Annotated in this window: 11 protein-coding genes; 6 read left to right on the top strand and 5 right to left on the bottom strand. The window is 36.9% G+C overall.

The annotated features are described in order from the left end of the window. Window positions 1-12: 12 nt before the first annotated feature. Entirely contained in the window at window positions 13-936 is a 924-nt protein-coding gene (locus V6S17_RS02370; RefSeq protein WP_051535979.1) for an iron-hydroxamate ABC transporter substrate-binding protein, read from the bottom strand. Beyond that, a complete protein-coding gene (locus V6S17_RS02375) occupies window positions 936-1,733 on the bottom strand; it encodes an ABC transporter ATP-binding protein (protein WP_029091659.1) in 798 nt (265 codons plus the stop codon). The genes V6S17_RS02370 and V6S17_RS02375 overlap by 1 nt, the downstream gene beginning before the upstream one ends. A gap of 123 nt (window positions 1,734-1,856) precedes the next feature. On the opposite strand from V6S17_RS02375, the gene V6S17_RS02380 reads away from it, so the two are divergent. From V6S17_RS02380 to V6S17_RS02395, 4 genes are all read left to right on the top strand, one after another. Continuing rightward, a complete protein-coding gene (locus V6S17_RS02380) occupies window positions 1,857-2,891 on the top strand; it encodes an NAD(P)/FAD-dependent oxidoreductase (protein WP_029091660.1) in 1,035 nt (344 codons plus the stop codon). 117 nt (window positions 2,892-3,008) lie between these two features. After that, on the top strand, window positions 3,009-3,215 hold the full coding sequence (locus V6S17_RS02385; RefSeq protein WP_029091661.1) for a copper ion binding protein: 207 nt from the start codon (window positions 3,009-3,011) through the stop codon (window positions 3,213-3,215). A gap of 11 nt (window positions 3,216-3,226) precedes the next feature. After that, complete coding sequence (locus tag V6S17_RS02390; protein ID WP_029091662.1) at window positions 3,227-5,644, top strand: heavy metal translocating P-type ATPase; 2,418 nt, start codon at window positions 3,227-3,229, stop codon at window positions 5,642-5,644. A gap of 61 nt (window positions 5,645-5,705) precedes the next feature. Next, window positions 5,706-5,912: a TM2 domain-containing protein gene (locus tag V6S17_RS02395; protein ID WP_036027357.1), complete on the top strand. Its 207-nt coding sequence runs from the start codon at window positions 5,706-5,708 to the stop codon at window positions 5,910-5,912. 57 nt (window positions 5,913-5,969) lie between these two features. Here the strand turns inward: V6S17_RS02395 and V6S17_RS02400 are convergent, their stop codons facing one another. From V6S17_RS02400 to V6S17_RS02410, 3 genes are all read right to left on the bottom strand, one after another. Next, entirely contained in the window at window positions 5,970-7,094 is a 1,125-nt protein-coding gene (locus V6S17_RS02400; RefSeq protein WP_029091664.1) for a cation:proton antiporter, read from the bottom strand. A 102-nt stretch (window positions 7,095-7,196) separates the two neighbouring features. Next, window positions 7,197-7,985: an ABC transporter permease gene (locus tag V6S17_RS02405; protein ID WP_029091665.1), complete on the bottom strand. Its 789-nt coding sequence runs from the start codon at window positions 7,983-7,985 to the stop codon at window positions 7,197-7,199. 2 nt (window positions 7,986-7,987) lie between these two features. Further along, a complete protein-coding gene (locus V6S17_RS02410; RefSeq protein WP_029091666.1) occupies window positions 7,988-8,905 on the bottom strand; it encodes an ABC transporter ATP-binding protein in 918 nt (305 codons plus the stop codon). A 397-nt stretch (window positions 8,906-9,302) separates the two neighbouring features. Here V6S17_RS02410 and V6S17_RS02415 point away from each other — a divergent pair, with 397 nt between their 5' ends. Together V6S17_RS02415 and V6S17_RS02420 are read left to right on the top strand one after the other, a co-directional pair. After that, a complete protein-coding gene (locus V6S17_RS02415) occupies window positions 9,303-12,389 on the top strand; it encodes an efflux RND transporter permease subunit (protein ID WP_029091667.1) in 3,087 nt (1,028 codons plus the stop codon). A 175-nt stretch (window positions 12,390-12,564) separates the two neighbouring features. Continuing rightward, window positions 12,565-13,707, top strand: a complete 1,143-nt coding sequence (locus V6S17_RS02420; protein WP_051535980.1) for a cell division site-positioning protein MapZ family protein — start codon at window positions 12,565-12,567, stop codon at window positions 13,705-13,707. Window positions 13,708-13,712: the final 5 nt, after the last annotated feature.

Consider the following 13,712-nt stretch of genomic DNA (forward strand, 5'->3'; position numbering starts at 1 on the left):
CCTCCGTTTATGTTATTTCATTTTCAACAAGCCATCTGTAATTGTTTTTAATTGGAAATCCAATGTTAGAGGATCGTTAAAGTAAAAACTTTCTAATTGGACTTCAATAATATGGTTATTTTTCACTGCTGGAATTTCTTTAAATGTAGCTGTTTTTTCGAAAGAGTTATCTGCACCTTTACTTGTGCTTAAAATAACATAATCGCCCATGAATTTGCCAATTTCTTCAGGAGATACAGCGTAATAACCATCTTTTAATGCTGTCTTTTTAACACTTTCAGGCATATTCAAGCCCATTTCTTGATAGATTATTTCTGAACCACGGCCCCAATTATCACCGTAAACGTAAATTTGTTTGTTATATTTTTCAAGAATAGAAATTGTAGCATCTTTACCAATATGTGCTTTAATTTTATCACCAGAAACTTTTGTACGTGCTTTAAAATCTTTAATCCAAGCAGCTACTTCTTTTTCTTGATTAATTGCTTTACCAATTTCAAGTGTTTGTTCAAGATAAGGGACTTTTCCATATGTATAGAGAACAGTAGGTGCAATTTTTTCTAATTTTTCTTTATCTTTTACTGTGTTAAGCGCGATGATAAGATCAGGTTTAAGCGCAATGATACCTTCGAGATTATCTTCACTGACTTCTTTTGTATCTTTTAATAGTTCTTTAAAGCGAGGATTTTTTTTGCTCCAGGCATCAACACCAACAACATTTTTATTAAAAGCTAGTACATTGCCAGCAAAACCTGATAAAACAACAATTCTTTTAGGATTAGCGGGTACTTTAACGGGTCCAGTTTCAGATTGATAAGTAATTGTTTTAGGTTTACTGTCTTTGTTTTCCTCAGAATTTTTTGAAGTAGAAGTGCCACAACCTGCTAATACGATCGCTAAAGCAGTAATAATTAGAATGATAAGTTTGTTTTTCATTAGTTTTCTCCCTTTTCTTGAATCAGATTGTATGAAATACATCGCGGACAATCATGATGGGTATCCCAATCAATTTCGGTAGCGATATTGAAGATATGTTTGAGCCTTTCAGGTGTAACAACTTCAGCTGGTGTACCAGCGTAAAGCATTTTACCAGCTTTCATTGCGACAATATAGTCAGCATAACGAGCAGCCTGGTTTAAATCATGTAGTACCATTATTATCGTCCGATGTTGTTGAATGTTGAGCTTTTTCAATAATTCCAACACTTCTAACTGATGTGAAATATCTAAATAGGTCGTTGGTTCATCTAGAACGATAAAATCAGTGTTTTGAGCTAAGGCCATTGCAATCCATACGCGTTGACGTTGTCCGCCAGAAAGTTGGTCGATTAAGGCATGTTTTAATTCGACGATTTGTGTCACTTTAAGTGCCCAGTCAATCACCTCTTTATCAGCAGTGGTTGCTTTTACCTTTTTTTGATGTGGATAACGCCCATAAGATACGAGGTCATGCACACTTAGCCCAATTGGTGTTTCGGGGGACTGCGGTAAAATAGCCAGTTTTTTAGCGATATCCAAAGACGCCTGAGTATGAATTTCTTTCCCGTCTAATAAGATGCTTCCTTGTTCATAAGGAATGATTCGAGCAATCGCCTTCAGGAGTGTTGATTTCCCACAACCGTTGGGACCAATAATCGCGGTGATTTGCTGATCTGGTATTTCTAAATCCACAGCTTCAACTGTTTTCTTTTTGCCATAAAAAACGTCAAGCTGAGATATATTTAAACGTGTCATGATATCGATCTCCTATCTCCTTCACAATGATTGATAATGATTATCATTTAAGTGTATAATAAACGTAATTATAAAGGCTTGTCAATCTGTTATCGAAATAATGATGCGAAGGAGTTTTACAATATGGGAAATAAAGATGTTTATGATGTACTTATTATTGGTGGTGGACCGTCAGGATTGTATGCGACCTTCTATGCTGGGTTACGCAAAATGAAGACGAAAGTCATTGAATACCAGGCTTCTCTTGGTGGGAAATTACATATTTATCCAGAAAAAATCGTTTGGGATGTGGGTGGTCAGCCACCAATTCCGGCTGGGAAATTTATTGACCAAATTGTGAACCAAGCGTTAACTTTTGCACCAACTGTTGTTTTGAAAGAACAAGTCACACAAGTATTGAAAACAGCAGAAGGATTCGAAATAACGACATCAACTGGTGAGATTCATTATTCTAAAAGCGTTATTTTTGCAGTTGGGAGCGGAATTATCACACCACAAAAGATTGCTGTGAAGGGCGCCGAACGTTTTGAAGTAACCAATTTAAATTATACCGTGAAGTCACTTGGAAGTTTTAGAGGCAAAACGGTGTTAGTATCAGGTGGTGGACATTCTGCGGTTGACTGGGCAAATGAGATTGAACCTTATGCCGAAAAAGTGTACATTGCGTGTCGAAAAAAAGAACTGACCGCACACGAAGCGGACATTGCTAAATTAGCAACGAACAAAGTTGAATGTCTCTATAATACAACTGTCGATTCATTCATTTCAGATCAGAGCAACAGTCGCATTTGTGGTGTTTCATTAAAGACTGCTGACGGAGAGCAAATTATTGATGTTGATGAGGTAATTGTTAATCATGGTTATGAAATTGACAATGCTTTAATTGAACAAGCTAAAGTTAAGATGAATGAAGATCAATTAATTGAAGGTAATGGTTTTTGTGAAACATCAGTACCAGGTATTTTTGCTGTAGGTGATATTATATCTTATGAGGGTAAGTTAAATTTAATTGCAGGTACTTTTCAAGATGCAGCAAATGCTATTAATCGATGTAAACAATATATTGAACCCTTATCTGAGGAACGCGGAATGGTATCATCGCACAATGAATTGTTTGATGAATTAAATTTAGAAATTTCGAAAGAACTTTATAGCTGATACAAAGCGATTAAGCCTTAACTTTTAAAAGAAGTTAGGGCTTTTTTAATTCGATAACTTGCATACCCCTATAGGGTATGTTAATCTAGTGTTAGAAACATAAAGGAGGAATTATTAATGAAAACTGAAATTATAAATGTGGCGGGTATGTCTTGCCAACACTGTGTCAATACAATCGAATCAAGCGTTAAAGGTTTAGAGGGTGTGTCTACTGTTGAAGTTGTATTACCAAGCGGAAGTGTCACTGTCGTGTTTGATCCACTTAAAATTGGTTTAGCGCAAATTGAAACGGCTATTAGTGAACGTGGGTATGATATAAATTAGGAGGGATTGAAATGCTGCAAGCAATAACAGTTCAAATTCAGGGGATGACTTGTGCGACTTGTTCTAATCGTATTGAAAAAGGATTGAAGGAACAGCAAGGTATAGAAAAAGCGACAGTTAACTTGGCATTAGAACAAGCCACTATTAACTTTGATCCAAATGAAGTGAGTGCAGCTGAAGTGGTACGTAATATTCAAAAAACAGGCTACGAAGTTGTGCAAGAATCAGTTGGTTTTATAGTAGTGGGTATGACTTGTGCCAACTGTGCGCAACAGATTGAAAAAACATTGAATAAAATGCCAGGGGTTATTGAAGCGACAGTTAACTTAGCGATGGAACAAGCCACTGTTAATTACTTTCCGACAACAGTAACACCAACAGATATGATTGAACGCATTAAGGGCATTGGCTACGAACTTGTTGAACCTGAGGAAAACACTACAAAAGCACGGGATTACCGTGCAGAAGCAATCAAAAAACAAAAGGTTGTCTTTTTAACATCAGCTATTTTATCTTTGCCACTACTTTGGACGATGGTTACACATTTTAGTTGGACTTCCTTTATCTGGATGCCTGATTTTTTTATGAATCCATGGTTTCAATTGATATTAGCAACGCCAGTCCAGTTCGTCATAGGGAGTCAATTTTATGTAGGGGCTTACAAGGCTTTGCGTAATAAATCAGCCAACATGGATGTGTTGGTTGCCTTGGGTACTTCAGCGGCCTACTTCTACAGTGTATACACTATATTTAAGCATTTAGATATGATAGGGACCGCACATCTACCGCTATATTTTGAAACAAGTGCTGTTTTAATCACCTTAATATTGCTTGGGAAATTATTTGAAGCAAAAGCAAAAGGACATTCTTCTGATGCGATTAAAAAGTTAATGGGACTACAAGCTAAAAGTGCCCTTGTAAAACGAGAGGGAAAATTAATCGATGTTCCAATGGCAGATATACGTCTCAAAGATATCGTAGTGGTTAAACCGGGTGAAAAAATACCCGTAGACGGTATTGTTCGAACAGGAGATTCAGCAGTTGATGAATCGATGTTGACTGGAGAGAGTATGCCGGTTAGTAAGCAAGTTGGTGACGCTGTTATTGGTGCAACACTCAATAAAAATGGTGCGCTCGAGATAGAAGCAACCAAAATTGGAAAAGAAACGACGTTAGCACAAATTATTAAAGTGGTGGAAGAGGCACAAGGTTCTAAAGCGCCTATTCAACGCATGGCGGATGTTATCTCAGGTGTTTTTGTACCGATTGTTGTGGGGATTGCATTAGCCACATTTTTAATTTGGTACTTTGGTGTCGCACCAGGTGATTTTGCAGGAGCACTAGAAAAATTCATTGCCGTGTTGGTAATCGCTTGTCCTTGTGCGCTAGGATTAGCAACCCCGACATCCATTATGGCAGGATCTGGACGAGCAGCCGAATTTGGTATTTTGTTTAAAGGCGGAGAATATTTAGAAGCCATACAAAAACTTGAGGTCATCGTTGTTGATAAAACAGGGACTGTAACAAATGGGAAGCCAGTCTTAACAGATGTGATTACAACTGAAGGTGTGACTCGAGAACAGTTGCTAATGTTGGCAATAGCATTGGAACAAAAATCAGAACATCCACTTGCCGATGCAATTGTGAAGGGGGCAGTATCAGAAGGTGTTTCCCTGTCAGAACCAGAGACTTTCACTGCAATACCAGGATCTGGAATCTCAGGAATAGTGAATGGGGAGAACGTTAGTATTGGAACACGTCAATTAATGGAACAGTCTGGAATAGATGTAACGCTCTATGAAGAAAGATTGATAACATTTGAAACACAAGGTAAGACAGCGATGTTAGTGGCTGTTAATCAGAAAATTGCTGGTATCATTGCAGTAGCCGATACAATTAAACCAACTTCAAAAGAAGCGGTTACAGCCTTACACCGCATGGGTTTGAAAGTTGTTATGTTAACAGGTGATAACCAACGTACAGCGGATTATATCGCTTCACAAGTAGGTATTGATGAAGTTTTTGCAGGTGTTCTACCAGCAGAAAAAGCACAAGTAATTGACCAATTAAAAGCAAAAGGTCAACATGTGGCCATGGTTGGAGATGGTGTCAATGATGCGCCTGCCTTAGCGACAGCTGATATTGGTATTGCAATGGGGACAGGTGCCGATATTGCGATTGAAGCTGCTGATGTAACAATCATAAAAGGTGATTTAATGAAAATTGTTGATGCGATTGCGATGAGCCGTCACACTATGAGAAACATTAAACAGAATCTCTTTTTCGCACTAGCGTACAATGTCGTTGGGATTCCAATTGCGGCCGTTGGTCTTCTAGCACCTTGGGTAGCTGGAGCTGCGATGGCTTTAAGCTCAGTATCTGTTGTACTGAATGCTTTACGATTACAACGTGTTAAATTGAAGCGCTAAGAATTGAAATGATAATATTATCATGATACTCTTAAGATATAAAAAGAGGGAGTGATTGATAATGAAAAACGTCAATAAAGTGTTGTATATTGTGTTTGCCTTATTTTTAGGACATTTTGGTGTGCATAAATTTTATGCTGGAAAAACTGGCGTTGGTGTTCTCTTTCTTATTTTTTGTTGGACGGGAATTCCAGGGGTCATCGGTATTATCCAAGGTATTTTAGCGATTTTCAAATCAGCTGATAGCGAGGGTAATATTTCAGTTTAAAGCATCCAAAAACCACCTTCACTAAGTGAAGGTGGTTTTTTATGGCATACGAACCGATTATTTTTTAATCAGGCGTTTTAATAAGGGTGGGGTAACAAGTGTTGTTACAATCACCGCAATAATAATAGGTGTGAAATATGCTTGTGAAATTATTCCAGCGGAAAGCCCGATTGATGCTGTTATCAAAGCAACTTCTCCCCTTGAAATCATGGCAGCACCGATAATCAAAGAGCCCCGCGTATCAAACCCTGTTAAACGGGCACCGATTGCTGATCCAATTAATTTAGTTGCAATAGCTACAATAGATAAGACAATAACAAGTAGCCAATGTTCAGCTAGTCCAGTGAAATTGACGGAAAGCCCAATTCCTGCAAAGAACACCGGTACAAAAAGTGTGAAGATAGCAGGCGCGAATTCTTCTTCGAAGGCATCTTTTTTAGGCATGCTTGAAAGAGAGAGGCCTGCAATGAAAGCACCGATAATATTGCTTATGCCCATTGCATCAGCAAAGTAAGCATAACTCAAACATAGTAGAATACCGAAGACTAATAAGGCTTGTGTTGATTTTATAAAGCGTTTTGTAATGAATGGTACGACTTTCCAACTCAAGGCGATAATAACGACGAAGAAGATGACTTGTTTAAGTAAAACCATTGAAAGGCTCACATCATCCGCGACAGTTAAACTCAGCATGATGGCTAATCCCATCATAACGACGATATCATCAACGACAGCAGCACCTAAAACGGTAATGCTCTCACGACTTTGTAAAACATTCAATTCACGGAACGTCTGTACAGAGATACTAACCGATGTCGCTGAAAAAACAATACCGATAAAGAGTGAGGCAATCATTCCAAGTCCCATAAAATGCCCAACCAAGTAACCACCGATAAAGGGTACAAAAATGCCCATTAAAGCAACTGCAATGGCAGGTTTTTTATTGTCACGTAGGTCTTTCATGTTTGTTTCTAAACCAGCAAAGAACATTAGGAAAATAACACCTAATTCACTGAAAATTTCTAATGTATGTGTAAATTCAATCCAACCGAGTATCGCAGGTCCGATTAAAATACCGACTAGAATCTCACCTAAAACGCGTGGTTGACCCAAACGTTGTGAAAGGTAGCCCGCACTTTTTGTTGCAAAAATAATTAAAGCTAATTGCCATAATAACGTCAATAGATTTCCTCCTCAAGACAAAAAAAGCCCGTCAATGACAGGCTCCTCCGGTTTTTTTCGTATTTTTTTAACACTTCTATTACAGTATAACATAGTTTTTAATTAACTGAGTGCAACATCTCTTCGATTGAATACTAATTGCGAAATGATATAAAACAGAACGATGTAACAGCAGAGCGCGATGATCATTTCAGTAGCAGATAATTGATAATCTAAAAACTGAGCGCTTTTTGGTAACACGGCTTCTTTTATGTTCAATGTGTTGAAAGGGTTCCAACGTAACCAGTGATACTTTTGCATAACTATGGTCGAAATAGCATTCAGTATACTAGACGAGAATAAAATAGCTGTTCCGAGTCCGACTGCCAAGGCTTGCGAACGAAACGAAGCTGAGATAAAGACTGAAATCATAATATAGAAGATCATTAGAAGAAGGTTTGCACTAATTGTTCGAAGTGCTAAGCCCATTGCTGATACAGAAACGGTACTGCTCATATTAGCTAACAGATCCACATTGTCGAAAAAGACAAGTGTTCCTAAGTATGACGAAGCAAACAATAAGAGAGATAATACGATAGCCATTACAAAGGTAGTGATGATTTTTGAAAGCATAATTTGAGTGCGACTGTATGGACGTATTAATAAAAATTTAATCGTTCCTTGACTGAATTCAGTTGCAACAATTGTACTTGCTACAATAACAATGAATAAGTTGATGAACGATGTTTGTCCGCCAAGTGTAGAAAAATAATCTGCGCCGCCAGGGACTATTTCAAATCGTTTACTAAGGTAAGCAAAACCAAAACCGAAAATAAATGTAAGGAGAATGAAAACCAAGGTTGATTTTCGATACCATAATTTTGCAATTTCATTTTGAATTAAAGCATACATTATCAATGGCCTCCTTTATGGTTGGTTAATTTAATAAAGTTATCTTCAAGTGATTCACGATGATGCTCTAGCGTAATGATGTCAATATTATCGTTAACAAGCGTGCGAATAATTTCTGCTAAAGAAGTTGATTTCAAAGTAACGACCAGTTCTGAACCAACAATCTCAGACACGTAATCAAGTGTTTCTAATGATAATTTGGCTGAGTGGTTGTCATTTGTTGTTAAACGAACAGTTTGAGTAGTTGCTAGCATTGAGTCAAGTGATTCATCTTTAATAATGACGCCATTTTCTAACACTAACAGACGAGTACAAATTTGTTCTATTTCATTCAATAGGTGACTTGAGATAAGGATCCCTACGTTTGAAGTCTGAGCAAGTTCTTTCAATAATTCTCGAAACTCACGAACCCCCTGTGGATCTAAACCGTTAGTTGGTTCATCTAAAATTAATACTGATGGATTGTGCAAAATAGCTTGGGCAACACCAAGACGTTGACGCATACCCAATGAATAAGTTTTTACTTTATTATGGATACTGTCTGTTAAATGAACTTTTTCAATAATCGCATCCAGTTCATCAGTTGTCACCTCGTAATCTGATAAACGAAGGAATTGCTGCAAGTTTTGATACCCAGTCATATAATTATAAAATTCAGGATTTTCAATAATTGCTCCAATATGTTTCAAATAATCACGATTTGTATGTCGTACTGTTTCACCTAAAACAACAATCGATCCGCTGGTGGGAAAAGTTAAGCCTACAATTTGACGCATAATTGTTGTTTTACCAGAACCATTTGGACCTAATAGACCTAATATTTCGCCTTTTTGCAATGAAAAATTAACATCTTTTACAAGGTCCTTACGTTTAATACGTTTTGTGATGTTATCTAAAGATAGTACTGTGTTTGAGTCCAATTAAATCACCGCCTATGTCTGTATAGTCTCTATTTAAATTAAATACCCTATATGATAATAAATTATCATTTTTAATGTGATAAATGCAATTGATATCTATTGTAGAGATACTTCATCTAAAAGGCAACGATTTTGTTGTGACAAAAATAAAAGCTGTTTTTATAAAAAACTATTAATGTGAAAAAAGGAGGCTTTTTAAAGGAATACGTCTTTTTTTAATTAAATCAACAGTTAATGGAGGAGATTTTTAAAAAGGAATGAAAACAATTTTGAAAATGCGACTAAAAGGCATAATTGTTCCATACATATTATGTGCAATTGCAATATGTCAATGCTATATTATAAAGATACTATGCCAAATTGGGGCGATAGAAAACAGAACGAGAAGGAGAGAATTATGAAAAGCACTGTTAATTTTGTTTTGCGTAACAAACTAGCAATTTGGATTATGACAATTATTATTGCTGGAGCAGGAATATATTCGGGTATGAAAATGAAAATGGAAACAATGCCTGATATTTCGATTCCAATCATCTCAGTATCGACAACGTATCCTGGTGCAACACCAGAACAAGTTGCAAATGATGTTTCGATACCTGTAGAAAATGCAGTTGAGTCATTAAAAGGTGTTAAGACAGTAACGTCAACATCTTATCAAAACATGTCCTCTTTACAGATTGAATACAATTATGGAGCGGATATGAAAGAAGCTCAAGAGAGCGTTAAGGAAGTCATTGAAAAATTAGAATTACCAGAAACGACTACTAAACCAGTCGTTGACCGAGTATCGATCAATGCGTTCCCAGTTATTGCATTAAGCGTATCGAATAAAGATCAATCCATTGCAGAATTAACTGATACTGTAGAAAATAATATTATTGGTGATATTCAAGGTATTGATGGTGTAGGTTCTGCAACAGCTACTGGTCAACAAGTTGATAAAGTTAAGTTGACTTATAATCAAGCTAAAATGGCTAAACTTGGTTTGACTGAAGACGCGGTTGCACAAGTTATAAAAGCAAGCGATTTGAAAATGCCATTAGGTATTTTTAACTTCGAAAAATCACAAGAATCTGTTGTGGTGGATGGAAAAGCAACAACCATTAAAGAGTTAGAAAACGTGGAGATTCCAACTGTAAACCCTGATCCTGAAAAAGCGGCAGCAGCAATTGCGGCAGGTGAACCTCTCAGCGTTAAATTAAAAGATATCGCTTCTATCAAAAAAGTAGGTGAAGTTGAATCAATTTCACGTACAAATGGCCAAGATGCGATTGCAATTCAAGTCGTTAAGGGACAAGACGCTAATACCGTAGATGTCGTTAACGCAGTTAAGGATAAAGTGAAGTCATATGAAGATCGTTATGATGTTAAGATTGATGTTACCTTAGATCAAGGTGAACCAATTGAAGCATCAGTTAAAACAATGGTTGATAAAGCCCTATTTGGTGCTTTGTTCGCAGTTATCATTATTTTGATTTTCTTACGTAACTTCCGTTCAACAATAATTTCAATTGTTTCTATCCCGATGTCGTTATTAATGGGTGTGATTGTTCTTAAACAAATGGACATTACCCTTAACATGATGACGCTGGGTGCGATGACGGTTGCGATTGGTCGTGTAATTGATGACTCGATTGTTGTTGTTGAAAATATATACCGTCGAATGCATTTACCTGATGAAAAATTAAAAGGTAAAGCTCTAATTCGTGAAGCAACATTAGAAATGTTCCGACCAATTATGTCATCTACTTTAGTAACTGTGGCAGTATTCGTTCCACTAGGTTTGGTGAGTGGTATGGTTGGTGAGTTATTCTTACCATTTGCGTTAACCATTGCTTTTGCTTTAGTAGGATCATTAATTATTGCGGTAACGATTGTTCCAGTGCTATCACATACATTGTTCAAAAAAGAGCTGAATGGTCAAAAACCAGTTAAAAAACAAGTCGAAGAACACGGTAAAATGGCTATTGGTTATACGCGTATTCTAAAATGGGTACTTAACCATAAGTGGATTACATCGTTAATTACACTAGCGGCTTTAATCGGAAGTTTAGCATTAACACCACTCGTTGGCTTTAGTTTTATGCCTGATGATGAACAAAAATTAATGTACGTTACTTACACACCAAAAGCAGGTCAAACTGATGCAGATGTTGCGAAAGATGTTAAAAAAGTTGAGAAACTTTTCATGGATCGTAAAGATGTTAAAATGACACAGCTTTCAACAGGGGGCGCAAACCCAATGATGGGCGGATCAGGTAATGGTTCGTTAATGTATGTAACATTTGATGATGATGTGAAAAACTTTGATTCAATAAAAGATAAAGTACTTAATCAAATTGAAGGCTTTAAACAAGCGGGTGAATGGAAGTCACAAGATTTCACTATGACTTCAAATAGTGAGTTAAGTTATTCCGTTTATGGTAATAGTGAGAAAGAAATTAGTGGCACAGTGAAAGACATTGAAAAAATCATGAATGAACGAAAAGATATGAAAAATGTAACTTCTTCATTAACAGAAACATATGAAGAACATACACTTAAAATTGATGGTGATAAAGTTTCAGCATTAGGATTATCAACAGCTCAAATTGGGCAAGCGATCAACCCTAATAAGCAAGCAACTGTATTAACAACAGTTAAAAAAGGTGATAAAGACATCGATGTTGAAGTTCAAAGTAGTGTGAAAGCGCCTGATAACTTTAAAGATGTCTTAAAAGAAAAAATTAAAACACCGACAGGTCAAGAAGTTGCATTATCAGAGCTTGTAAAAGTTGAAAATGGCACAACAGCTAACTCTGTTAGCCGTAGTGAAGGTAAAGTCTTCGCAACTGTTAAAGGTAAAATAACAGATAAAGATATTTCAAAAGCTTCTTCAGCTGTACAAAAGAAAATTGATAAATTAGAGACACCTAAATCAATTGATATTAGTTCAGGTGGTGCGACTGAGGATATGGCAGATGCCTTTAGCCAACTTGGATTAGCGATGGTTGCAGCAATTGCGATTGTTTATCTTATCCTTGTTATCACATTCGGTGAAGGTCTTGCACCGTTTGCAATTCTCTTCTCATTACCATTGACTGTTATTGGTTCTATCGTTGCACTACTGATTGCTAGAGAACCAATTGATGTGTCAACAATGATTGGATTATTGATGTTAATCGGTATTGTCGTCACGAATGCGATTGTACTCGTCGATCGGATTATCCATAAAGAACATGAAGGAATGCCGATGCGAGAAGCGATTCTTGAAGCAGGGGCAACGCGTTTACGTCCAATCCTAATGACAGCCATTGCAACAATTGGCGCTTTAATTCCACTTGCGATTGGAGCAGAAGGCAGTGGTTTAATTTCTAAAGGTTTGGGAGTAACTGTAATTGGTGGGCTCATTAGTTCAACACTTCTAACATTAGTTATTGTTCCATTGATGTATGAGGCACTATCAAAATTATTAAAGAAAAAACGTAATAAAACAGTCGAATAACTGACTAGAGGATGACAAACCAAATCTCACTTCCTATTAAATCAACGTTGTTGAATTTAATGGGAGGTGTTTTTAAATTAAAAGCACAAAAAATAACAGTATCAAAAGGTTGATTAAGAAATTTAAAAGTGTTTTTGTTATACTTAAAGTATATATTGTAAGAGGGGGAAAGCTAATGCCGAGTCGGTCAGAATATCGTGAAGATAAGCAACAACAAAAAAAACGTAAAAATAAAAAGCAACTGATCATAGTAGTTAGCATTTTGGCTGCACTATTCTTAATATATGTAGGTGCTCTAAAATATCAAGAGTACGCTTCAGCCAAAGAAGAAAAGCAAAAGCACACGGCGTTTAGTAAGAGTGAACAAGGATTAGAGAAAAGTGCCACACAAGCCATTGCGTCACTTTATTCAGAAGAAGAACCAGCTTTCTTAAAAAAAGATCTTAAGGAAGATGAAATCAAAGAAGCACAATTAAAAGTAGCGAAAGTGAAAAATGAAAGTACTCAAGAGAAATTAGCAACCAAATTACGTACGGTCGAATCGATGTTCACCATTCAGAGCAGCTTGAATGGCATCTTTACAACTGAAGTCATTAATGGCGACAGCACTGCCAGAGTAACGGATGCTATCTTAGATGATGACGTGAAGCCTGAATCAATTGCAACGGTTGAAAAAGCATTGGCAGAATTGCGTTTGGATAATGAATGGATGATAAGAACAAAAGCATTAACTGAAGAGGCACAAAAACAATCCTCGGCAAATGAGACGATTCTAGATGTACTTGCTAAGCAAAAAGATTTGGTCGGACTTTCGGAGCGTCGCAGTAACTATGAGGAAGCAAAAGAATTACTTAAAGAGATAAAAAATAAAGATTTACATAAGAAATATGAGGCGCAATTAGCTAAAATAGAAACGATATTGGCAATGGACGAAAAGAAAGAGCAAATTAGAGTTGAAGCTGAGGAAAAACTCCGTGAACAAGAAGCTGCTCTAGCTGAACAAAAAGCACGTGAAGAAGCGGCTGCTTTAGCAGAGCAAAAAGCACGCGAACAAGCAAATGCGGCAGAAGCTGCTGTTGAAGCTAAAAAAGCAGACGAAGCTAAGAAGGCGGACGACGACAAACAAGCAGCGGAAGCTAAGAAGGCAGAAGACGACAAAAAGGCAGCAGAAGCTAAGAAAGCAGAAGACGATAAAAAAGCAGCAGAAGCTAAGCAGGCAGAAGAAGACAAAAAAGCAGCAGAAGCTAAGCAGGCAGAAGAAGACAAAAAAGCAGACGAAGCTAAGCAGGCGGAAGATGCAAAAAAAGATAAAGATTAATCAGA

Origin of the sequence: Brochothrix thermosphacta DSM 20171 = FSL F6-1036, assembly GCF_036884295.1 — a bacterium.
Classification (GTDB): Bacteria; Bacillota; Bacilli; order Lactobacillales; family Listeriaceae; genus Brochothrix; species Brochothrix thermosphacta.

Bases quoted from the DNA above. Each gene is read 5' to 3' on its own strand.
- V6S17_RS02370 (WP_051535979.1), bottom strand. From the start codon at position 936: ATGAAAAACAAACTTATCATTCTAATTATTACTGCTTTAGCGATCGTA.
- V6S17_RS02375 (WP_029091659.1), bottom strand. From the start codon at position 1,733: ATGACACGTTTAAATATATCTCAGCTTGACGTTTTTTATGGCAAAAAG.
- V6S17_RS02380 (WP_029091660.1), top strand. From the start codon at position 1,857: ATGGGAAATAAAGATGTTTATGATGTACTTATTATTGGTGGTGGACCG.
- V6S17_RS02385 (WP_029091661.1), top strand. From the start codon at position 3,009: ATGAAAACTGAAATTATAAATGTGGCGGGTATGTCTTGCCAACACTGT.
- V6S17_RS02390 (WP_029091662.1), top strand. From the start codon at position 3,227: ATGCTGCAAGCAATAACAGTTCAAATTCAGGGGATGACTTGTGCGACT.
- V6S17_RS02395 (WP_036027357.1), top strand. From the start codon at position 5,706: ATGAAAAACGTCAATAAAGTGTTGTATATTGTGTTTGCCTTATTTTTA.
- V6S17_RS02405 (WP_029091665.1), bottom strand. From the start codon at position 7,985: ATGTATGCTTTAATTCAAAATGAAATTGCAAAATTATGGTATCGAAAA.
- V6S17_RS02415 (WP_029091667.1), top strand. From the start codon at position 9,303: ATGAAAAGCACTGTTAATTTTGTTTTGCGTAACAAACTAGCAATTTGG.
- V6S17_RS02420 (WP_051535980.1), top strand. From the start codon at position 12,565: ATGCCGAGTCGGTCAGAATATCGTGAAGATAAGCAACAACAAAAAAAA.